Below are 22,612 nucleotides of genomic sequence, written 5' to 3'. Positions count from 1 at the left end.
CATATCATCAGGTGTCATCACTTCATAAATCAAAACTAAGGCTTCAATAATTTCTCCAATTGAATGCGAGTACCAGCAATTCTGGGTTTCCCACTTCGCACATCAGCAGCAATTTCGATATACTCCTGGCTGACTAACTGCATTAATAAATCTTTCACCTACATTTCATAATTTAATCATACACACTTACAAATTTATCAATGCAAATGCCCAACATACTGTACATTTCTGCCATTGTTGAGTTAAAAAAGAAACTATGAAAATCACCAAAAACGTCACCAATTGGCTAGAAATCCACGCCTCATCTCCTACCTACGGCGGTTGGGTATTAACCGGCATTGCTATTTGTTATTTAGGCGCTGCTATCAATACGATGGCAGGCTGGTTATATGTAATTAGTGGGGTCTGTCTTGCCCTTGTGGGTGTATCCGCTTTTTTAGCACCGCGATCGCTTAAAAATCTCATTGTTAAACGCTCTCCTATCCAGCCAGTCAGCGTTGGCGACGAAATCACCATTGAAATAGAAGTCCATAACCCCACCCAAAGACCTGTCACCTTATTGCAAGTTGCAGATATACTTCCCTTCATTTTAGGCAAACCAGTCAAACAACCAATTGACACCATTGACGCAAAAGACTCTCACCATTGGACATATTACCACCCCACCGAGCGTCGAGGATTGTACCGATGGCAAACAGTAGAATTAGCCACAGGTGCGCCGTGGGGTTTATTTTGGTGTCGTCGGCAGCGAGAATGCAAAGCCAGAGCAATAGTTTATCCCACCGTTTTACCCCTCACCAGCTGCCCCTTAGTAGATGAAATAGGACAAGATGAACACCAAAAAAATGATCTTCGGGGAAAACCATTACAATTAGCGACAACAGGATTAGTGCGATCGCTTCGTCCTTATCGCATCGGTGATCCCACCCGTCTCATTCATTGGCGTACCAGCGCTCGTTATGGAGAATTACGAGTCAGAGAATTAGAAGTGATCACAGGTGGACAAGAAATCATCATTGCCCTTGATAGTGCAGCTAATTGGCAACAAGAACAATTTGAACAAGCAGTCATCGCCGCCGCTTCATTATATTTCTATGCCCATAGACAACAATTGCAAGTAGAACTGTGGACAGCAGCCACAGGTTTAATCAAAGGCGATATTCCCGTTCTCGAAACCTTAGCAGCAACCAACCCCTTAGAAGAAGCCAACACACCACCAGAAAACTACCCCCTCATTTGGCTCACCCAAAACCCCTTAACCCTATCTGAGTTACCTGTAGGCAGTCGCTGGGTTTTATGGGAGAATATAAATCCATCCTCAGAACAAGTCATAGTCAATCGAGACTATCCTGGCATCATCCTTCAAAATGAACAAGAACTACAACTTCAGTTGCAAAAACCATTAAGTTCATTCTAGGGAACACAAATTCATTAAAAAATCACAAATAACAAATAAAAAACTTCTGCCTTCTGCCTTCTGCCTCCTGCCTCCTGCCTGTTGTACAATGCAAAGAAATATTTAATTTATGAACGACGATCCAATGATTAAATCAGAAGTTAACACAAAATCCAGCGAAAAAAGCCTAGAGGCAATGCGGCATTTTTCCGAACAATACGCCAAGCGGACTGGAACCTACTTCTGTTCAGAACCTTCCGTTACAGCAGTCGTAATTGAAGGTTTAGCCAAACATAAAGACGAACTCGGTGCGCCTTTGTGTCCCTGTCGCCACTATGAAGACAAAGAAGCGGAAGTCAGCGCCGCCTATTGGAACTGTCCTTGTGTCCCCATGCGAGAACGTAAAGAGTGCCACTGTATGCTCTTTCTCACCACTGATAACGATTTTGTTGGCGAAAGACAAGACATTTCCCTGGAAACCATCAAAGAAGTGCGGGATAGCATGGGATGAGTGAAGACCTACCCCAAGAGTTTTGGCAAGGAGTGGAACAGTTCAACTCTGGACAGTTCTACGCTTGTCATGACACCTTAGAAGCTCTATGGATTGAAGCAACCGAGCCAGAAAAAAGTTTATATCAAGGTATTCTGCAAATTGCAGTAGCCCTGTATCATCTGGGTAATCGTAACTTGCGAGGAGCAATGATTTTATTGGGGGAAGGTAGCAATCGCTTACGCCGTTATCCCGCTAGTGATTGCGCCATCAATGTGGAAGAATTTTTCACTCAAAGTGTGAAATTGTTGAAGGAACTCCAACAAACAGATCCAGAAAAAATTCTTAGTGTAGATTTGGGTAAAAATGCAGCCTTGCCTTTACCTAGAATTTCTATAATTAAAGATTAGCAATAACGAAACCTTCAGGTGTCCTCAAGCGTCAACAATCTCAAGTTGTAGTCACATACAGCAGAATTCAGGAGTCAGAAGAGTTGTGAATACCAAGTACCGAGTACTTGACTCTCCTTCTTACTCGTTACTCATCGCTCTGTACTGGCTTTGTGTATAGGTTTCAATTTAGATTTTGTACCTCCTAACTACGCAAACTGCTGTATCCAGGATTTATCACTGATTTAACGGATTGAAGGATTGCACGGAATGGAGGATTTTTTTGAATTTTATCGGCGACTATTCCCGATTGTAAATTATATTTCTGGATAAAGTGGTTGAGTTGACACTTCATCACCTCTACTAAAATATTGAGGCTGTTTTTTTTCAACTTTAATTTTGGTGATTCTGCACTGAGTACGATTTTTTAAATCAGAATACAAACAGAGATAATCCTTATCCACTATGATCCCTCACTATCAATTGCCAAAATCACAGATGCGTCATCTTGGATTGGCGTTAATGCTACCCGTTGCGCTATTGGGTGCAATTGCTTTTCCCAGCCAAGCACCAACCGCTACAGCCCAATCATCTGGGGGAAATCGCCCACTCACGATTCGCTCTGATGTGCAAGAATATGATGCCAAAAGTCAAGTAATTACTGCTCGTGGTAATGTACAAATGTTGTATCCTGCTCGTCAGTTGCAAGCAACAGCAGCCCAAGCACAATACTTTAGTCAAGAAAGACGTATTGATTTCAGTGGTAATGTCTATATTTTGCAACAGGGTAATAATAGTATTAGGGCAGAGAAAGTCACTTATTTGATTGATGAAGGTCGATTTATCGCCTTACCCCAGTCTAATCGTCAGGTAGAATCTGTGTATATGGTAGAAGACTCTAATCTCAATGGACAAACTGCCAAACCTGCCCCAAAGACACCATCTCTCAAGCGTTCTAATTAGAATCTGTTACCACAAAAAACGCGAATAGTGAAAATAGTTTTAGAAAATATTCACAAATCTTACGGCAAGCGACTAATTGTCAATCGCGTTAACCTTTCTGTAGCTCAAGGTGAAGTTGTTGGCTTACTCGGCCCCAATGGGGCTGGTAAAACGACGACATTTTATATCGCTACAGGCTTAGAAAAACCCAATCAAGGCCGGGTGTGGTTGGATAACTTGGATATTACGGGAATGCCCATGCACAAAAGAGCTAGATTGGGAATTGGCTATTTAGCTCAAGAAGCAAGTGTGTTTCGTCAGCTCTCCGTTCAAGATAATATCCTGCTAGTATTCGAGCAAACTAGTGTGCCACGCAGGGAGTGGTCGAGACGGTTGCATGATTTAATCGGGGAGTTCCGCTTGGAAAAAGTTGCCAATAGCAAAGGAATTCAACTTTCTGGTGGTGAAAGACGACGGACAGAGTTAGCAAGGGCTTTGGCAGCAGGAAGACAAGGGCCAAAATTCCTATTTTTAGATGAACCATTTGCGGGAGTAGACCCGATAGCAGTTGCAGAAATTCAAGAAATTGTGGGACAATTGCGCGATCGCGGCATGGGCATTCTCATCACAGATCACAATGTCCGCGAAACCCTGGCCATTACTGATCGTGGTTATATCATGAGGGAAGGACAAATTCTCGCTTTTGGCATTGCCGATGAACTTTACAATAACCCACTCGTGCGCCAATACTATTTAGGCGATAACTTTTCCACTTAGAATTGATTATTGTTAATAATAAAAAATAATTTAAATCCCATAAATTAGCCATTTCAATCACAATTATCAACACATTTTCACACTGCTAATACATCTAGGTTGCCAAAATTTAACTTTTAAACTTATTGTAAGTATTGAGGATGGAGAATACTTAAATCATAAAAATAAAGGCTTTTTAAGTCAATTTTGATGATTTCGATAAAATTGTACTTCTCTCCCTTCCTGATTTCATAAGCATTCTAACTCCTGACTCCGAACTCCGAACTCCGAACTCCGAACTCCGAACTCCGAACTCCGAACTTATGATATCCAAGCAGATTAAATCTTTCTACTCGCTCAATTCACTGCTGCCTTTTTCCATTATGGATCGCTATTTGGCAATGCAGTTGCTACCGCTATTTCTATTCGGAGTTGGAGCATTTACTTCTGTAGTCTTAGCAATTGACAGCTTATTTGAATTATTACGAAAAGTAGTAGAATCTGGACTACCAATCACCACAGCCCTGAAGGTTTTCGCCTTAAAACTGCCTTATGTCATGGTTTATTCCTTCCCCATGTCCACCTTATTAGCTACTTTAATGACCTACAGTCGTTTGTCTAGTGAGAGTGAACTAATAGCCCTTCGTGGTTGTGGAGTCAGCGTCTATCGCATGGTACTAACTGCTGTTTTATTAAGTACTTTAGTCACAGGCATGACTTATGTTTTTAATGAACAGATTGCACCAGCAGCCAATTATGAAGCAACACGGACACTAGAACAGGCACTAAAATCAGATACGCCCTCATTTAAACAACAAAATATCTACTATCCTGAATATCGAGAAATTAAACAACCAGATGGTAGTACTAATAAAATACTTTCACGCTTATTTTATGCCGATCAATTTGATGGCAAAAAAATGCAAGGTTTAACAATTATAGATAGATCTACACAAGGACTCAATCAAATACTCGTCTCAGAATCTGCCCAGTGGAATGCATCAGAACAAGTTTGGGATTTTTACAATGGTACTATTTATTTAGTCGCTCCCGACCGTTCCTATCGAAATATTTTGCGATTTGAAAAACAACAATTGCAACTACCCCGCACACCTTTAAACTTAGCAGAAAATAGCCGAGATTATGGCGAAATGAACATTTCTCAAGCTCTGGAACAACTAGAAATAGAACGGTTAGCTGGCAACCCCCAAAAAATTAGAAAATTAGAAGTGCGGATTCAACAAAAAATTGCCTTTCCCTTTGTATCTATAATTTTTGGTTTAGTAGGTTCGGCAATGGGCAGCATACCTCAACGTACAGGTAGAGGAACGAGTTTTGGGATCAGTGTCATAGTTATTTTCAGTTACTACTTATTATTATCAGTTTCTGGTGCTTTAGCACAGGCAGATATTCTGTCTCCCTTGATAGGTGCTTGGTTGCCTAACTTATTTGGTTTAGTAACAGGTCTATTTCTATTGTCGCGAGTTGCACAAAGATAAATAATTCGTAAGTAGGGATTCAGGATACAGAATCAATAATAATTAGGTAAGAAGTCAGGAGTCAGGAGTCAGGAGTCAGAAAGAAGGAAGAATATTTTTCTCTTCTGTTCCCTATTACCTATTCCTTGCCATATCAAACATTCTATATCCTGAATCCTTACATAATTAGGGTTTGCTGAATAAACCAAAAACCTAGATATATCAACAGTTTTAGGCTGAAAAAAGTAGGAGAAGGTGCAAGAAATAAGCGATGAAATCATCAAAAACCGTTCATTTACCCAGATTTGAGAATATTCTGATCTCCTTCTAATTCTTCCTCCTGACTCCTGACTCCTAGCCCTAACAGAAAGACTTTTTCAGCAAGCCCTAATTAGAGCATCATGCTTAATATTGTTGAGAAAATCTTGAATCAGTGAATGACTGATTTGACAATTATTATTCTGACTCCTGACTCCCAACTCCTGAATTTTTACAGTAAAAGTTTTATTGAGGATTCCGACATTCTGGTGCAGCTGGATTTTCTCGACAGTATTCTTCAAAAGAAACTTTAGCTGACACCATAACTTCAGCTTTCTGGTGTGCAGCTTCTGCTTGCAGTTCCTCTACCTCATCCCAAGCCGCAGCACAAGCTTTAGAATAAGCACCTTGTTCAGTACAAGTAGCACGGGCTTCTGCGATCGCTTTTTGAATTCTCTCCTCTAATAGTAACGTTTTAGGAGCTTCCACAAAATCACTTTTGGTGAGAATATCCGTAATTGAGATAATTCCCAACATCTGACCTTGAATTACAGGGGCCCTGCGAATACCAGTATTAGCAAACAATCGTGCTACGTATTCTACACTCAGATTAGGATCAACAATAATACAAGGCTTACTCATAATTTCATAAACCCTTAATTGTCTAGGGTCTTTGCCGTAAGCTGTCACCTTATAGACAATATCTGTTTCCGTGACAATGCCATAGGCATCATCATCATAGCGACGATCCACAACCAGCGCACGTAATCCTTTTTCTTTCATTAGTCCGACTGCTTCTGCAACAGTCGCTGTACCACGAATAGTAACTACTTCCTTGGTCATGATATCTTCGGCTTTCATGATTAAGTCTCCTGGTGAATGGTACAGTAGTAACTAGGAAGGGGAAAGTTTAACAATTGTTTGGCTATACCAATAAAATTAGTCCAGCTTTCCACTCCAGATGATATCCAAAGTGACCGATATCTGAAAACTAAGCATAAATTGACTAAAAGTTATAAAAAATGTCAAAGAACTGCAAGGTTTAACACTAACTTTACATTTGGGATTGACAATACTTCTACTTATAATGGTTCTTGGCCAGATGTAATAAATACAATCGAGGTTGCGGAACTCCCGTCCCCACAAGCTTGGCAATTGAAAACTGCACATCACTAATCTGAAAACTGCTATAGAATTTCTTATAAATTTATTAAATTTACATTTCGTATGAAAGTAAATTTTTGATTAATTAAACTGTATTACATATGAATTATGATTTTTGAGAAGCTAGGATGAAATTATAATTCTTTTACTATTGATATAGTTCAACTCAAGAGAAGCATCTAAAATCTTTCCTAATTTATAAAAATCATTCAATTAATGTTATGCCAGCACGCAACTATCCCCCTGCTTATTTACGCTATCTCAAAGCCAGATTATCTAATTTCTTGCGACCTAGTTTTTGGGGAACAGGCATTTTCTTAATCGTTGTAGCCCTAGTAATTCGGGAATATTGGAAAAATCCAGCACTTTTTACTGAAAAACCCAATAAAGACGCAGTTGTTGCAGAGAATGTTGAAGAAGCTTCACTTTCTAATGAAGATAAAGCAGTTACAGCAGATATTGATAATATGCCATCGTTGTTAAGCGATTTTGACAGAGAGAATTTATCTGCCATTATCACTACATCTTCAAAAAATACTCAGTTAGAGAATGCGATTAATAAACAAAATGCTGATGTTAATCCTGCTAAATCAAATCTGGACTTAGGGATAATTAATCAAGTTTCTCCAGATAGTGTAAAAAATCCTTTTATGGTGCAAGCAGAAAAATTATTGCAGCCTGTTAAAGCTAATAGTAGTGATCAATTTTTAGGTGTAACTAATCTAGTTGTTCCTAGTGCAAAAGAAGTTACAGCCGTTTCTAATTTAAGTTTTCAATTAAATAATCAAACTACAAACAATCAAAATCCTGTGTTGCTAAATCCTTTAGCAACAGCCATCAATAAATCTATTAACACAAGCCAAATAAAGTCTTTTAGTAATAATGTACCTATTAACAGCTTACCTAATCAGGGTTTACCCTCTAGTTCCAGTATGGGTTATATTCAGCCAAGATTAGTGAACCAGTCACAAAATCCCTATAGTACTTTTAATAATGTTCAAACAATACCCAATCAAGAAACACCAACAACAGAGTTGACTCCCATACCTAATAATCCTTATGCTGCCAATTCTCCAAGTCGAGATGTTGTCAACTCAACTGCTGCTGTAGGATATGGAAATTACGGTAATTATAATTTACAGCAGCCCAGTCAATTACCGCAATCTAATTTATCTTATCCTGGACAGGTGCAGCAGTATCCCAGGTAATTTTTTCTACTTAGGGCTTGCTTAATAAAGCTAAAATTTAGATATATCAAGAGTTTCTAAGAGCATGTTTGAAAAGTTTAGGGACGTATAATTTGTCATTCTGAGTGGAGTCTTACGCAACGAAGAATCTGGAGTTTAGCCCACATACTGAGATGCTACGTTCCTCAGCATGACATGGAAGGAGACTTTTCAAACACCCTCTAAGGTTAAAAAGGTGAATCAGGTGCAAGGAATAAGCGTTGAAACTGTTCATTTACCTATCACTTGACCAGATTCAAGATGATTCTTCTCTTCTTCTAATTCTTCCTCCTGACTCCTGACTCCTGAATTCTGACTCCTAGCCCTCACGGAAAGACTTTTATGGCTTACGCCACGCTACGCTATCAGCCAGCCCTACTTATGATTTATCTTCGGCACAACTAATACTTTATCAACACGGTTGCCATCCATATCCATGACTTCAAAACGCATACCATCCCATTCAAAATGATCTGCGGCTGCGGGAATACGCCCTAAATGGGTGATGACAAAACCACCTAATGTTTGATAATTTCCTCTTTCCTCTGTACCTAATTCTTCTAAATCGAATAGTTCTAAAAATTCTTCTATACCTAACATTCCATCTACAAGCCAGGAACCATCTTCTCGTTGTACAGCTTGGGGTTCTTCCTGTCCAGGTTCTGCGGGAACATCACCGACAATTTCACTCATGATGTCATTCAGGGTAACTAATCCTTGAATTACACCGTATTCATCGACTACTAAGGCCATGTGAGTGACAGTTTGCTTGAATAACTCTAATACTTTTAAACCACGGGTGCTTTCAGGTACAAATACAGGCTGACGTAATCCCAGAGTTAGATCTAAGGGTTCGTTGCGTAAACTCCTGGCTAATAAATCTGTGACGGGAATAATACCTAGGACGTTATCAAGTCCTTCTTGACAAACTGGATACCGAGAATAGGCGCTTTCGACCATTTTATGGCGATTTTCTTCAGAAGAGTCGTCTAAGTCTAACCAAACAATATCAGGACGGGGTGTCATTAAGTAAGTGACTGGGCGATCGCCTAAACGAAACACCCTTTCCACCATATCTTGTTCTGCTTCTTCAAATGTTCCCGCTTCTGTACCTTGTTCTATTAAAATTTTAATTTCTTCTTCTGTAACTTGAGGTTCAGTAGATGGTGTAATTCCCAATAATCGCAGGACGGCATCTGTAGAGGCACTTAATAAATACACTACTGGAGAAGCTAATGTAGCTAAAGCACGCATGGGAATGGCAACACTGGAAGCGACTCCTTCGGGGTTGTTTAAAGCCAAACGCTTCGGTACTAGTTCACCAACAATTAACGAAAGATAGGTGATCACCAAAACCACTACTCCAAAGGCAATGGGTTGGCTATAAGCGGCTAAAAATGGTACTAGTTGGACATACTTCTCTAGCCTTTGGGCAATGGTAGCACCACCAAAGACACCATTGAGGATATTAATGAGTGTAATGCCTACCTGAACAATGGATAAAAAATGATTGGGAGACTCTGCTAGTTGTAATGCAGCTTGGGCATTGAGGTTGCCTTGATTGGCTAGTTGCTGTAATCTGACTTTCCGGGCTGAGACTATGGCCATCTCAGACATGGAAAATACGCCGTTGGCAAAGATTAGCACCAAAATTGTTAAAATTTCAAAAGAGAGGGAAGACATTTTAAAAATTACCGCTATAGAGAAAAAAGATAGCTTAACCCTTAGTATCCAGTATTTAAGGTGATTTTATAAATGCTTTGACTATACAGAAAGTAGTAGTTATGTTTCTTCTGTCTATTAGTAGTTAAGACTTATCATCAAAGTGCTGTTTACACTTTATAAAATGGTTGAAAAGGACTGCATCTAGATTTTCTCATCCCTAACGACTTCTAATTTAAGTATAAAACTTATGGCTTTTTCTTCTATTGTGCGTGCTTTGGCGCGATCGCCTCTGACCGCAGAACTGACTCTCAAACTCAATAAACAGCAGGAGTTGCGGTTAAATGGTATTTCCCGTTTACCCAAGACTTTGATCGCTTCAGCTTTAGCTAACTATGAGGGTAAGGATTTATGTGTGGTGTGTGCCACTCTGGAGGAAGCTGGACGGGTTTACGCCCAAATGGAAGCAATGGGATGGAAAACTGTCCATTTTTACCCCACTTCCGAAGCTTCACCCTATGAACCCTTTGATCCTGAAACTGAGTTAAGTTGGGGACAAATGCAGGTTTTAGCTGATTTGGCAAGTAGGGAAGGGGTTTCCCCACCCACAAATGGTCAGTTACCTAAAAAAAATACTGCGGTAATTGTCACTGTGGGGGCGTTACAGCCACATTTACCACCACCGGATGCGTTTAAATCTTTTTGTGTCACTTTAAAAAAGGGGATGGAATACGATTTAGATGCTTTTAGTGAAAAAATCACGATTTTGGGATATGAACGGGTTCCTTTGGTGGAAATGGAAGGACAATGGAGTCGGCGCGGGGATATTGTCGATATTTTTCCGGTGTCTTCTGAGTTGCCAGTGCGCTTGGAATGGTTTGGAGATGAAATTGAACAAATTCGGGAATTTGACCCCACTACTCAGCGTTCTGCCCTGGATAAGGTTAACGAAATAACTCTGACCCCAACTAGTTTTACACCCATTATTTTAGATGCACTTAAAGATCATCTTCATTTCCCAGAAAATGTAGAGACGTTCCATGGAACGTCTCTACAGGAGTCAGAATTAGGACTCTTAGAAGGTAGTCGGCGTTTTTTGGGTTTAGCTTTTGCAAAACCTGCATCTCTGCTGGATTATTTAGCCGAAAATGCGCTGGTGGCTATTGATGAGCCAGAACAATGTTATGCTCATAGCGATCGCTGGGTGGAGAATGCACAGGAACAGTGGGAAGAGGTAGGGGGTAGGGGGGAAAATTACCAATTACCTAAAATTCATCGGTCGTTGGATGAGTGTTTAGTGGAAATTGGGAAATTTAAAAAGTTATATTTATCGGAATTGGCTGAAGAAAATACTGGTCTAAATTTAGCGAGTAGACCTTTACCTGTCACACCTCACCAATTTGCCAAGTTAGCTGAGACAATCAGACAAGAGCGCGATCGCAAGTTTGCTGTTTGGGTACTTTCGGCTCAACCTTCCCGTTCTGTCTCTTTACTCCAAGAACACGACTGTCCAGCCCAGTTTATTCCTAATCCCCGTGACTATCAAGCGATCGATAAGCTGCAAATCAATCATACTCCCATCGCTCTCAAATATTCCGGTTTAGCAGAATTAGAAGGTTGTATTTTACCTTCCTTTCGTCTGGTTATCGTCACCGACCGCGAATTTTACGGACAACATTCTTTAGCTAATTTTGGCTATATCCGCAAACGTCGCAAAGCTGCTTCTAAACAAGTTGACCCTAATAAACTGCGTCCAGGGGATTTTGTCGTTCATCGTAGTCATGGCATTGGTAAATTTGTCAAGTTGGAAAGTTTGACAATTAACCACGAAACCCGTGATTATTTAGTGGTGCAGTATGCGGACGGTTTGCTGAGGGTTGCTGCTGACCAAGTTGGTTCTCTATCTCGGTTTAGAACTAATGGAGATAAAGCCCCCGAATTACATAAAATGACGGGTAAAGCTTGGGAAAATACGAAAAATAAAGTCCGCAAAGCGATTAAAAAACTAGCGGTAGACCTGTTAAAGTTATATGCAGCGCGATCGCAACAAGAAGGTTTTTCCTATCCCGCAGATATGCCTTGGCAGGAAGAAATGGAAGATTCTTTCCCTTACCAACCTACCACCGATCAACTAAAAGCGGTGCAAGATGTGAAACGGGATATGGAAAGCGAAAGACCAATGGATCGGTTAGTCTGTGGTGATGTGGGTTTTGGCAAAACAGAAGTTGCAATTAGGGCGATTTTTAAAGCCGTCACCGCAGGTAAACAAGTTGCACTTTTAGCGCCAACTACGATTTTAACTCAACAACATTATCACACAATTAAAGAACGTTTTGCACCCTATCCTGTCAATGTGGGTTTACTTAATCGTTTTCGCAGTGCGGAAGAAAAACGCAATATTCAAAAGCGTTTGGCTACTGGAGAATTAGATATAGTTGTGGGGACACATCAGCTATTAGGTAAAGGAGTGCAGTTTCGAGATTTAGGACTTTTGGTAATTGACGAAGAACAAAGATTTGGTGTGAATCAAAAGGAAAAAATCAAAAGCCTGAAAACTCAAGTTGATGTTTTAACTCTTTCTGCGACTCCCATTCCCAGAACCTTATATATGTCTTTGTCTGGAATTCGGGAAATGAGTTTAATTACCACACCACCCCCAACCAGAAGACCAATTCAAACCCATTTAGCACCTTTAAAACCAGAAATAGTTAGAAGTGCAATTCGTCAAGAATTAGATCGGGGTGGACAGGTATTTTATGTAGTCCCCCGTGTAGAAGGCATTGAAGAGACAACAGCAAACCTGCGGGAGATGATTCCAGGGGGAAGATTTGCGATCGCACACGGTCAAATGGACGAAAGCGAGTTAGAATCAACCATGCTCACATTTGGCAATAATGACGCTGATATCCTCGTTTGTACTACAATTATTGAATCTGGTTTAGATATTCCGCGAGTCAACACCATTTTAATAGAAGATGCTCACCGTTTCGGTTTAGCTCAATTATATCAATTGCGCGGACGTGTCGGACGCGCAGGAATCCAAGCTCACGCATGGTTATTTTACCCCAAACAGCGGGAATTATCCGATGCCGCCAGACAAAGATTAAGAGCAATTCAAGAATTTACCCAACTCGGTTCTGGATATCAATTAGCAATGCGCGATATGGAAATTCGCGGTGTCGGTAACTTGCTAGGTGCAGAACAATCTGGTCAATTGGATGCAATTGGCTTTGACTTGTACATGGAAATGCTAGAAGAAGCAATTCGAGAAATTAGAGGACAAGAAATACCCAAAGTTGATGATACCCAAATTGACCTTAATCTCACAGCCTTTATTCCTTCAACTTACATCACCGATATTGACCAAAAAATGAGCGCATATCGTGCTGTAGCAACTGCAAAATCTAAAGAAGAATTAACATCAATTGCAGCCGAATGGACTGATAGATATGGGACTATTCCTGTTTCTGCTAATCAACTTTTACGGGTAATGGAATTAAAACAAATCGCCAAAAACTTAGGATTTAGCCGCATTAAACCAGAGAATAAACAGCATATTGTTTTAGAAACTCCCATGGAAGAACCAGCTTGGAATTTGTTAGCACAGAATTTAAAAGAAAGTATGCGTTCTCGTTTTATTTATTCTCCAGGTAAGGTGACAGCCAGAGGTTTAGGTGTATTTAAAGCCGAACAACAATTGCAGACTTTGATTGATACTTTAAGCAAAATGCAAGGTGCAATTCCTGAAGCAGCTTTAGTGTGATTATTTTATTGTAATAATTCAGGAGTCAGGAGTTCGGAGTTTCTCCTATGCCTACGGCACGGCTTCGCCGAACGGAGACGCTACGCGAACGGAGTTCGGAGTCAGAAGGAAGAAGGAAGAAGGAAGAAGGAAGAAGGAAGAAGGAAGAAGGAAGAAGAATATTTTTCTCTTCTGTTCCCTGCTATATCAAATATTCTGTATCCTTACATTTTATTGATGGCTATGGCAATGACTTCTCCACGGTTACAAGGACAAAAAACTCAATTTTCTAGATAACAATTGTATATTTGTTGTCCCAGTGATCTGAAAAGAACCAGAAAAAGACATAGTGCTTTTTGATAGATTTATATCGACCTAGCTTTGATCCGTATTATGGTTAGGTGACTGGCTTAATTTTTTACTCCCTCACACTTTTCAAACATCCTTTCAAGATAAACGGCAACAATCGCTACTAAATTAGCGTCTCTCTTTAAGATACTCAAATATTGATGCATTGAAGATTGTATTTGATTATTCAAATTTGCATCTTCATATTGTGTATTAAATGGTTATTAATTTGTATTTTTACAAGAATAACCAACTTTTTTAATAAATCACCTCATGGGAATTTTTTTCATGCTGAATATTAAAACTTTGTCCAACCTAAATACCAACATTAATCACAGGCTAATTACCAGTCCTTTAATGTTAACTGCATTGTTAACGATAAGCAGTGGAATCACTCTTATGAATAGTGCAGTTGCTGTCCCAAATCCCATTAATATGCAGCAAAGAGAGATAAAAAATAATAAAATACAACCTATCCCAATTCCTACTAATGAGTTACCACCACCTTTAGATAGAGGTATGGTATTTCGGGAAATTTCTAGTGGTGGAATAACTGGTAGAACTTACCAAACTATTTTACTAAACGATGGGCTGTTGACGCGTGTGCGAATTGGTGATGCTAATGATTCAGAACGTAGTGTACGCCGTGTTTCTTTGCAACAGGTAAAACAGTTTGAAAAATTACTAAATCAAAATAACATTACTAAGTTTAAAAATCTCAGTTATCCTGCACCTAGCGGTGCTGCTGACTATATCACTTACACTCTCACCAGCCAAAAAGGTACATTTCAGTACAACGATATTTCTCAAAATGGACTGCAAAATAAATTACAGTCTGTTGTCTCCGCTTGGAATCAACTAAAAAATAAAGCTCAATAATACAGCGGTTTCATTTAAATGAGATACAAAATTGAATAATGAAACTCTTGTGGTGCGGGCATCTTGCCCGCTAGATATGTACCTCCTGACAGCGAAATCCGCTCTTATTAATGTGGTGATTCTAGAAGTTACGCATTGACAAAAAATATCAAATATATATATCCGTGAAAATCACATTTATCTTAGGGGTTTAGCAGTGTTCATGCGTGTCAACTTAACGTGAAAGCCTTGTAAAATATCAGTTTCACCCTTTCTCGTTCCCATACTCTGTATGGGAATGAATTCTAGAAGGCTCTGCCTTCTATGAAAACCGAGGCAGAGCCTCTGTAATAGCATTCCCAGTCGGAGACTGGGAACGAGATATCATCAGGATTTGAGCTTAAGTTGACACCAATGAACTTTTGCTTTACCCCTACCCCACGATTGATTTATCGGTAAAAATAGAATTAGTTTCAGCCTGAAATAAAGTATTTTGGTGAACGCATATCATGATTGATTTGTACAGTGTGTAAGTCCTAAATCCATAATCTATATTTTATAGATTTCGTGAATGCTTAAATCCTAAAAAATTGATTTTTTACAACTGATTGAGGACTGCTATATCTAATCTAATTCTCGCCGACCTTCTAAAGCTCTAGCCAGTGTCACCTCATCAGCATACTCTAAATCACCACCCACCGGTAGACCAAAGGCAATACGAGTGACTTTGGTAAATGGTTTGAGTAGTTGACCTATATATAATGTTGTTGTTTCCCCTTCCACACTGGGACTAATAGCCATAATCACTTCTTGCGGCTTTTGTTGACTGACTCTCCGCACTAAAGGTTGGACTGTCAACTGTTCCGGGCCAATACCGTCCATTGGGGAAATTACCCCACCTAAAACGTGATACTTGCCTTTAAACTCACGGGTTTTTTCTAGTGCAATCACATCACGGGAATCTGCAACTACACAGATAATTTTATTATCTCGGTTGGGGTTGCGACAAATTTCACATACAGGTTCAGATGAGAGGTGATAGCAGACTTGACACAAACCTATCTGTTTTTTTGCGTCAACCATTGCCTGTGCTAAAGCCTCAACTTCTGCTTCTGGACGCTTCAAAATATGCAACGCTAGACGCTGGGCAGATTTGGGGCCAACTCCGGGAAGGCGTTGCAGTTGTTCAATTAACCTGGCTAAAGGGCGTGCGTAAACCGTGGCTTTGTCTCCAGTGCGTTTTTACCTTTACTATGATGACATTTTTGGGGAGTTTTGGAGAAACTGTCTGAATCAGGATGTCCAGGATTAAAGGATTAACAGGATGAAAAAAGCGATTTTATCCGCAATTAGGATTGGGTTTCCATCCTCTTGCGGGAAAGTGAGTTTGTAAAATAATGGTGTGCGATCGCAACCTAAACCGTCACCATTTCTGGCTGTTTTTGAGACAGATTACCAAAAAAGTCGTAATAATCCAAGGCTTCCAAAATGCCCCAGGCATAATTACCTTCAGCAAAGTAAATTTGTGGATAACCGCGCAGCTTTTCAATTTCTTGGCTGTAATTCCCCACCACAACTCCTAAAGTGTTACCACCAAGCATGGTTTCATCATTACCGGATGCCCCTGCCACCAAGAATCGTTGCACAGGTAAACCCCATTTTAAAGCCACATAGCGAATTGCATCACCCTTAGAAGCCCGGAAAGGTACTAAATCCAGATACATATTGTGGCTGTAAATCCCTTTTACAGGCAGTTGATGACGACGCAAATGGCGGATAATTTCTCGGAAGTTAGGCGCTTTAGCTTCATCCACAAAATAGCTGACCTTAAACTGGCGTTGAGCTTCTTCTGGTTGCAATTCCACACCGGGGATGTTCTTCATTGCTGCCCGAATTGCTTCAGCTTGCCATTGATAACCAATGTGTTTTTGCCAACTTGTATCTGTGACTATCTGCGGCCCATAGTAGATTTCACTACCTGCTGATGTAATTAACAAGTCAGGCATCGGGAATCGCCATTCTTCCAACATACTCAAAGTGCTTTCTAGGGTACGACCCGTGGCGATTGCAACCCCGGTGGTATGTCCTTCGTTACGAATGCGCTGAATCAATTTTTCTAGGGCTTCTTTGTCACCCAACAGCGTGTTATCAATTTCACTAACGAGGAAACGATCAGCGGTTGGTAGACGGTTGGTATCTGGCACATTCCACTCTGGATGATCAGCGGCGGGAGATGCTGGTAGAGGACTGAGTAGAGATTGAATTCGTCGTTGGGGAAATAGGCGTATTTTATCTAGATATTTCTCCACATGACTATTCCAGGAGAAATATTGGCGGACATTAACTAAACCATTGCTAGACCAGAGTTGCCATTGTTCCTTATCTGTCAAAGCTTTGCGGAGGGCATTTTGTATTTCTGGAATATTGAGGGGATCAATCAGCAATCCATTCTCACAAGCTGCCAGAATATCTCGTGGTCCACCGTCAGCAGTGGCAATAATGGGTACACCACAAGCACTCGCTTCTATCAATGTGAGTCCAAATGGTTCTGTCAAGGCAGGATTAATGAATACCCCTTGTGTTCTAGCTGTCAGCCGATATAAATCTGGAACATCGTCAGCATTATGGTGTTTAGGATAAGCAATATGACCGTAAAGGTCGTAGCGATCTATTAATTGCAATATCTCTATAAATACCTGACGTGGCCCCGATTCCATCGTCATGATGTCGTCCCGGTTTCCCAGGACTATGACTAGGTTTGCCAGTTTCCGCAACTCAGGATCTTCACCATAAGCCTTAATCAGACTACTGACGTTTTTACGAATAGCAGGCCGGGAAATCGCCATGATGATTGGCTTTTGCGGATCTTTGAGAAATCGATCCAATTCTTTTTGAATCGGTGGATTGTGCCAATCATCTCCAGGTAGGTAAAATCGATCCAAGTCCACACCAGGAGGAATCACCACCATTCTTTCTGGTTGATAGCGATCGTATACACTATACTGCTGTTCAACTTCTTGATTAGTACTGGCTATAACTAGAGCTGCACCACCAAGGGTAATTTCTTCAGCTTCAATTCTTGTACTAATGTGAAAATGATCTTCAATTACTTCCTGTTTAGTTCCCTGTTCCAATAATTTTTGCTGTTTAACCCGTCCCAGGGAGTGGCCAGTATGTACAAGAGGAGTTCCTAACCAACCTGCAACCCGACTGCCAACATATCCTGCATCAGCGTAGTGTGTATGAATTACATTCGGTATTCTGCCCACTTTACGAATGTGTCTGAGCAATTCATCTGCAAAGGTATCTAAATGCTGCCAGAGAACTTCTTTGCGGAGATAGCGACGTGGCCCGCAAGCGAGACGAATGATCTGAGCTTTATCTGAGAGAATTTCTATTGGTTGAGCATAGTCAGGACTAACTTTTGGATCATTCACCAACCGAGTAACTAAATCAACTCTTTCTACTTGGGGATTTTTGGCTAATGTGGTGGCAAGTTCGACTGCATATTTTGTTTGTCCACCGGTGTCGGCATCTCTTCCTAATTCTAGATTATGACCTCTGATTAAACCGTGAACACTAACCAGCAAAATGTACAACCCTTGGCTGTTTGACATCTTGTCTTCCTCCATAATTGACTGTATAGCAGGCTATATCTAGCCTTTTTATACCTAATGGACTTGACTGTTATAGGCGAAACGTCCATCATCCAGATAGGTTGAGCAGTTTTACACCCTTGTGAAGCATGAATTAAAATGAGTAAATCTTAGGGTTTTAAACTCGTAACTAATCATGGCTCAACCTTGATAGCTACATTAGTATATTAACACGCTTGGTATAATTTTTAAATAAATAGGCAGTGCAACTGCGGAAAAAGTATTTGAGATTATAGTCTTAATCAAAATTACATCACAAACAAAAAACACCCCCCTGAAGGAGAGTGTTTTTCGTTTAAATAAAACTTAGTTATTAACCGTTGATTGCAGGTGCAGTTAAAGCAACAGGAGCAACATCACCAGCAGCCAAGTCTAGAGGGAAGTTGTGAGCATTACGTTCGTGCATTACTTCCATACCCAAGTTAGCGCGGTTGATTACGTCAGCCCATGTACCAATTACACGACCTTGAGAATCAATGATGGATTGGTTGAAGTTGAAACCGTTCAAGTTGAAAGCCATTGTGCTAACACCCAAAGCGGTAAACCAGATACCGATTACAGGCCATGCAGCGAGGAAGAAGTGAAGTGAACGGCTGTTGTTGAAAGAAGCGTATTGGAAAATCAGGCGACCGAAGTAACCGTGTGCTGCAACGATGTTGTAGGTTTCTTCTTCTTGACCGAACTTGTAACCGTAGTTTTGTGATTCGGTTTCGGTTGTTTCCCGAACCAAGGAAGATGTAACCAAAGAACCGTGCATTGCAGAGAACAAGGAACCACCGAATACACCAGCTACTCCCAACATATGGAAGGGGTGCATTAAGATGTTGTGTTCAGCTTGGAACACGATCATGAAATTGAAGGTTCCGGAGATACCTAAAGGCATACCATCGGAGAATGAACCTTGACCGATGGGGTAGATCAAGAATACTGCGGTAGCAGATGCCAAAGGTGCAGAGTAAGCTACACAGATCCAAGGACGCATACCCAAGCGGTAAGACAATTCCCACTGACGACCTAAGTAGCAAGCGCAACCGATCAAGAAGTGGAAAATTACCAATTGGTAAGGACCGCCGTTGTACAACCACTCATCTAAGGAAGCTGCTTCCCAGATTGGGTAGAAGTGCAAACCAATAGCGTTGGAAGAAGGAACAACTGCACCGGAGATGATGTTGTTTCCGTAGATCAAAGAACCTGCTACTGGCTCACGGATACCGTCGATGTCAACGGGAGGCGCAGCGATGAATGCGATGATGAAGCAGGTGGTAGCAGATAACAGGGTAGGAATCATCAATACGCCGAACCAACCGATGTAGATACGGTTTTCGGTGCTGGTGATCCACTCGCAAAAGCGATCCCAGACGTTAGCGGTTGAACGCTGTTGAATGGTTGTGGTCATTTTATAAGTGCTTTATTTTTTTATGATGTTGATAGGTTTTTTTGCCTACCTACATTCAACATTAAATCCTTAGTTGCGTTTTGTAAAGATAATTAAAATTAGTATTCGTTATATCAGTTATATGTTTTACTAATGTATTCGGATTTACAGAATGATTTGTGCAGGCAGGATGCCTACACCACAGAAGTTAGAGATGATTTCAGATGTGCAAATCAACCAGGAGGCCAGGACATAGGACGACGGCCTAGTATATGTATATGTAGGTGATAGACTGTTTGACCGCCATCAACGCCATTATTCATAACTACGCGATAACCGTTTTCTAGTCCAGCTTGTGCTGCAACTTTCTGGACTGTTAATAAAAGATGTCCTAATAAAACTTGATCTTCTGGTTCGGCTGTAGCGAGGTTAACTATGGGTTTTTTGGGGATGACGAGGATGTGAACTGGTGCTTGGGGGTTAACGTCTGTGAAGGCTAAAGCTAAGTCATCCTCATAAACGATATTTGCGGGAATTTCTTTACGGATAATTTTACTGAAAATGGTGTCTGTGGTATTACTCATGAGGTTTGGTCTGATTCATCTGCTAGAAATTTTAGGCGATCGCATGGTGTTATTTGTTAATTGAATGTTAACTTGGAGTGCGATCGCTTCTCTAAGTAAATCTTTCAAAGCCTTGTTAAATAAAGGGTATATCTAAGGACACGTTACAGTTATCAGGTTTTGTGTTGCTGAAGATGACTAAAAGAACGAAAGATGGGATACAGCAGATTTCGCTGTTAGGAAGTACATATCTAGCGGGCAAGATGCCATTGGTGTCAAGTTAAGAAAAATGGATTTGTGTCAAGAGTGGGAAATAAATGGTAAAAGTCAACACAGGGGTGTTGAAAAGAGCCATGAGTAAACCAAGGAAAAAACAAGGGAATCCAGACTTTCGCCATCAAGTTAGCGTACCTGCTCCAGCTAGTGAAGAAATAGAATCACGGTTGATTGGGCTATTAAGTCCAGGGACATTTGCCAACCTCAAAGGGGTAAAAGACAAAGAGCGAAGCTTGCGCTCAAGAGTATTAACCCTACCAGTAATGGCAGCAATAATACTGAGTCTAGTATATCGACAAGTACAACACTTAACAGATGTATTGCGCTGCCTAGAAGTAGAAGGATTAATGTGGGTAGAGGCAACAAAAGTCAGCAAGCAAGCTCTGTCCCAAAGACTCAACAGTTTACCGGCGCATCTATTTGCCAAGATGTTTGAGCAAGTAGTAGAACGTCTAGCAGCAAAAAGGAATGCAAAAGAATTAGCTCCAGCCTGGGCATCAGTGGCGCAGAGATTTTCCGCCATTTGGATTTGTGATGCCTCAACACTCGAAGCCATGAAAAAGCACTTCGGACAATTGCAAGAAAAAACAGGTTCAGTGTTGGCAGGAAAAATGCTGATGGTAGTAGAAGCTTTCACTCATATTCCTGTAGCAGTTTGGTATGATGCTGATGCCAAGCGGAATGAGACTCGTTGGTGGCAAGCATTGTTAGAACTTTTACCTGATGGTGGTTTACTCATAGTAGACATGGGATTTTATGGTTTTGAGTGGTTTGATTCTCTAACTGCTGCCGGCAAGTATGTTCTCACGCGCCAAAAGGAAAAGGTTAGATATAAGGTAGTGCGTGTACTTTCTAGCGGCTCTCACTACAGGGATGAAATTATTCAAATGGGATTGCATCATACCAACCCATGTCGCTATCCCATGCGCCAAGTATCCGTATTATGGGGTAAGACTTGGTATCATTATTTGACTAATGTTCTTGACCCACAACAGCTTTCACCACAGGAGGTTTGTGATTTATACCGCCGACGTTGGCGAATTGAGGACGCATTTTTATTGACTAAGCGTTTATTGGGCTTGTCCTATTTGTGGGTTGGTGGCACTAATGGTGTACAGATGCAAATATATGCTACCTGGATTTTCTACGCTGTCCTCAATGACTTGTGTGCTGATGTCGCTATTGCTTTACAACAACCTTTAGAACGCATTTCTGTGGAAATGGTTTTTCGCAGTTTATATTTTTTCCACCGCGCACTTTTACTCGCTCCTGATTTGCAACTTATTCCTTGGCTTGTCGAACATCATCGTTCTATGGGTTTAGTCAAGGCCGTCCGTCAACGTCACCGACGAACGGCTGCTCGCTCTCTTGACATTTGGGCTGATGCCTTAACTTGACACCAATGGCAAGATGCCCACACCACAAGAGTTCTATTGTTCAAGTTTGTTTCTCATTTAAATGAAATCCGGGTGTATATATTTCTGTTTGATATTTCCAAAATAATGCCCCAGTTTTCTATTCAGGTCAAATTGCCAAAATAAAAAGACATAAATGTATTAGTTATGTCCAAAAAGTTGATTAAATTAATTTCCGAATTTCTCACCAAGAAATAAAAATGTGTTAACAACTGTTAATATCTATTCAAATTCTAATTTGTCTTAATTTTAATTTTCATGTCTTACCTAAATATCCAATATTAAAAAAATATTTTTTTTATGTAATAGATGCCTTCATATCTACAAACAAGGCGGATATTTATTTATTAACTGTACACGCCCGAAAATTTTATTTATAAATAAAATGTCCGCACGAGCGGACATAACTTAGGGCTTCTGTCACTTTTGTCGGCTACAATCATGTGTGGAACATGATGCTTTTATTGTTGATGATAAAAAACAAAAAATCAAGTATTTATAAGCATTTCAATAGACATAACTACTTGAATTATATCTTTTTACTAAATATTTAAGCTGAAGGAAAGAGAGTTGTATATGAGATATTCATAGTGATAATAACTAAAAAATATTTATATT

General features: G+C 40.4%; 18 protein-coding genes. 11 read left to right on the top strand and 7 right to left on the bottom strand.

The genetic code is table 11. From position 1 onward, the window contains the following. Nucleotides 1-35: 35 nt before the first annotated feature. The gene (locus tag AC012T_RS25025) at nucleotides 36-158 is read right to left on the bottom strand and encodes a DUF433 domain-containing protein (RefSeq protein WP_487061779.1); all 123 of its coding nucleotides are present in this window, start codon (nucleotides 156-158) and stop codon (nucleotides 36-38) included. A gap of 98 nt (nucleotides 159-256) precedes the next feature. Here AC012T_RS25025 and AC012T_RS25020 point away from each other — a divergent pair, with 98 nt between their 5' ends. From AC012T_RS25020 to AC012T_RS24995, 6 genes are all read left to right on the top strand, one after another. Continuing rightward, complete coding sequence (locus AC012T_RS25020; RefSeq protein WP_487061777.1) at nucleotides 257-1,417, top strand: DUF58 domain-containing protein; 1,161 nt, start codon at nucleotides 257-259, stop codon at nucleotides 1,415-1,417. A 124-nt stretch (nucleotides 1,418-1,541) separates the two neighbouring features. Then, a complete protein-coding gene (locus AC012T_RS25015) occupies nucleotides 1,542-1,907 on the top strand; it encodes a ferredoxin thioredoxin reductase catalytic beta subunit (protein WP_487066766.1) in 366 nt (121 codons plus the stop codon). Continuing rightward, on the top strand, nucleotides 1,904-2,296 hold the full coding sequence (locus tag AC012T_RS25010) for a DUF309 domain-containing protein (RefSeq protein WP_487061775.1): 393 nt from the start codon (nucleotides 1,904-1,906) through the stop codon (nucleotides 2,294-2,296). Before AC012T_RS25015 ends, AC012T_RS25010 begins: the two co-directional genes overlap by 4 nt. A gap of 444 nt (nucleotides 2,297-2,740) precedes the next feature. Further along, nucleotides 2,741-3,238, top strand: a complete 498-nt coding sequence (locus tag AC012T_RS25005) for an LptA/OstA family protein (protein ID WP_487061773.1) — start codon at nucleotides 2,741-2,743, stop codon at nucleotides 3,236-3,238. Nucleotides 3,239-3,265: 27 nt separating this feature from the next. Continuing rightward, nucleotides 3,266-3,994 carry an LPS export ABC transporter ATP-binding protein gene (lptB, locus tag AC012T_RS25000; protein WP_487061771.1) on the top strand — a complete coding sequence of 243 codons (729 nt, stop codon included), beginning with the start codon at nucleotides 3,266-3,268 and terminating at the stop codon, nucleotides 3,992-3,994. 362 nt (nucleotides 3,995-4,356) lie between these two features. Next, nucleotides 4,357-5,472: an LptF/LptG family permease gene (locus AC012T_RS24995; RefSeq protein WP_323312521.1), complete on the top strand. Its 1,116-nt coding sequence runs from the start codon at nucleotides 4,357-4,359 to the stop codon at nucleotides 5,470-5,472. Between the two features lie 483 nt (nucleotides 5,473-5,955). Here the strand turns inward: AC012T_RS24995 and AC012T_RS24990 are convergent, their stop codons facing one another. Further along, nucleotides 5,956-6,570: a CP12 domain-containing protein gene (locus tag AC012T_RS24990; RefSeq protein WP_487061769.1), complete on the bottom strand. Its 615-nt coding sequence runs from the start codon at nucleotides 6,568-6,570 to the stop codon at nucleotides 5,956-5,958. Nucleotides 6,571-7,094: 524 nt separating this feature from the next. Between AC012T_RS24990 and AC012T_RS24985 the strand changes: the two genes are divergently transcribed. Next, the gene (locus tag AC012T_RS24985) at nucleotides 7,095-8,081 is read left to right on the top strand and encodes a hypothetical protein (protein ID WP_487061767.1); all 987 of its coding nucleotides are present in this window, start codon (nucleotides 7,095-7,097) and stop codon (nucleotides 8,079-8,081) included. A gap of 393 nt (nucleotides 8,082-8,474) precedes the next feature. On the opposite strand, the gene AC012T_RS24980 is transcribed toward AC012T_RS24985, so the two are convergent. After that, complete coding sequence (locus AC012T_RS24980; protein WP_487061765.1) at nucleotides 8,475-9,782, bottom strand: hemolysin family protein; 1,308 nt, start codon at nucleotides 9,780-9,782, stop codon at nucleotides 8,475-8,477. A 229-nt stretch (nucleotides 9,783-10,011) separates the two neighbouring features. Here AC012T_RS24980 and mfd point away from each other — a divergent pair, with 229 nt between their 5' ends. The 3 genes from mfd to AC012T_RS24965 all read left to right on the top strand — a co-directional run bounded on the left by mfd (nucleotide 10,012) and on the right by AC012T_RS24965 (nucleotide 14,730). Further along, nucleotides 10,012-13,524, top strand: a complete 3,513-nt coding sequence (gene mfd, locus AC012T_RS24975) for a transcription-repair coupling factor (protein ID WP_487061763.1) — start codon at nucleotides 10,012-10,014, stop codon at nucleotides 13,522-13,524. 47 nt (nucleotides 13,525-13,571) lie between these two features. Continuing rightward, nucleotides 13,572-13,796: a hypothetical protein gene (locus tag AC012T_RS24970; RefSeq protein WP_487061761.1), complete on the top strand. Its 225-nt coding sequence runs from the start codon at nucleotides 13,572-13,574 to the stop codon at nucleotides 13,794-13,796. Nucleotides 13,797-14,250: 454 nt separating this feature from the next. Next, a complete protein-coding gene (locus AC012T_RS24965) occupies nucleotides 14,251-14,730 on the top strand; it encodes a hypothetical protein (RefSeq protein ID WP_487061759.1) in 480 nt (159 codons plus the stop codon). A 603-nt stretch (nucleotides 14,731-15,333) separates the two neighbouring features. Here AC012T_RS24965 and recR read toward each other — a convergent pair. From recR to AC012T_RS24945, 4 genes are all read right to left on the bottom strand, one after another. Then, a complete protein-coding gene (recR, locus tag AC012T_RS24960) occupies nucleotides 15,334-15,891 on the bottom strand; it encodes a recombination mediator RecR (protein ID WP_487066764.1) in 558 nt (185 codons plus the stop codon). Nucleotides 15,892-16,124: 233 nt separating this feature from the next. After that, entirely contained in the window at nucleotides 16,125-18,326 is a 2,202-nt protein-coding gene (locus tag AC012T_RS24955; protein ID WP_487061757.1) for an HAD-IIB family hydrolase, read from the bottom strand. Between the two features lie 352 nt (nucleotides 18,327-18,678). Continuing rightward, complete coding sequence (gene psbA / locus AC012T_RS24950) at nucleotides 18,679-19,761, bottom strand: photosystem II q(b) protein (RefSeq protein WP_487061755.1); 1,083 nt, start codon at nucleotides 19,759-19,761, stop codon at nucleotides 18,679-18,681. 212 nt (nucleotides 19,762-19,973) lie between these two features. Continuing rightward, entirely contained in the window at nucleotides 19,974-20,324 is a 351-nt protein-coding gene (locus tag AC012T_RS24945; protein ID WP_487061753.1) for a histidine triad nucleotide-binding protein, read from the bottom strand. 332 nt (nucleotides 20,325-20,656) lie between these two features. Here AC012T_RS24945 and AC012T_RS24940 point away from each other — a divergent pair, with 332 nt between their 5' ends. Continuing rightward, on the top strand, nucleotides 20,657-21,976 hold the full coding sequence (locus tag AC012T_RS24940) for an IS4 family transposase (RefSeq protein ID WP_487066390.1): 1,320 nt from the start codon (nucleotides 20,657-20,659) through the stop codon (nucleotides 21,974-21,976). Nucleotides 21,977-22,612 lie beyond the last annotated feature (636 nt).

The organism is Anabaena sp. EIM26, from assembly GCF_057568715.1.
This window is presented reverse-complemented; position numbering and strand designations above follow the sequence as displayed.

Bases quoted from the DNA above. Each gene is read 5' to 3' on its own strand.
- AC012T_RS24945 (WP_487061753.1), bottom strand. From the start codon at position 20,324: ATGAGTAATACCACAGACACCATTTTCAGTAAAATTATCCGTAAAGAA.
- AC012T_RS25020 (WP_487061777.1), top strand. From the start codon at position 257: ATGAAAATCACCAAAAACGTCACCAATTGGCTAGAAATCCACGCCTCA.
- AC012T_RS25005 (WP_487061773.1), top strand. From the start codon at position 2,741: ATGATCCCTCACTATCAATTGCCAAAATCACAGATGCGTCATCTTGGA.
- AC012T_RS24990 (WP_487061769.1), bottom strand. From the start codon at position 6,570: ATGAAAGCCGAAGATATCATGACCAAGGAAGTAGTTACTATTCGTGGT.
- AC012T_RS25010 (WP_487061775.1), top strand. From the start codon at position 1,904: ATGAGTGAAGACCTACCCCAAGAGTTTTGGCAAGGAGTGGAACAGTTC.
- mfd (WP_487061763.1), top strand. From the start codon at position 10,012: ATGGCTTTTTCTTCTATTGTGCGTGCTTTGGCGCGATCGCCTCTGACC.
- AC012T_RS24965 (WP_487061759.1), top strand. From the start codon at position 14,251: ATGAATAGTGCAGTTGCTGTCCCAAATCCCATTAATATGCAGCAAAGA.
- AC012T_RS24995 (WP_323312521.1), top strand. From the start codon at position 4,357: ATGGATCGCTATTTGGCAATGCAGTTGCTACCGCTATTTCTATTCGGA.
- AC012T_RS24970 (WP_487061761.1), top strand. From the start codon at position 13,572: ATGCCTACGGCACGGCTTCGCCGAACGGAGACGCTACGCGAACGGAGT.
- psbA (WP_487061755.1), bottom strand. From the start codon at position 19,761: ATGACCACAACCATTCAACAGCGTTCAACCGCTAACGTCTGGGATCGC.
- AC012T_RS24985 (WP_487061767.1), top strand. From the start codon at position 7,095: ATGCCAGCACGCAACTATCCCCCTGCTTATTTACGCTATCTCAAAGCC.
- AC012T_RS24940 (WP_487066390.1), top strand. From the start codon at position 20,657: ATGAGTAAACCAAGGAAAAAACAAGGGAATCCAGACTTTCGCCATCAA.
- AC012T_RS24980 (WP_487061765.1), bottom strand. From the start codon at position 9,782: ATGTCTTCCCTCTCTTTTGAAATTTTAACAATTTTGGTGCTAATCTTT.
- AC012T_RS25015 (WP_487066766.1), top strand. From the start codon at position 1,542: ATGATTAAATCAGAAGTTAACACAAAATCCAGCGAAAAAAGCCTAGAG.
- AC012T_RS24955 (WP_487061757.1), bottom strand. From the start codon at position 18,326: ATGTCAAACAGCCAAGGGTTGTACATTTTGCTGGTTAGTGTTCACGGT.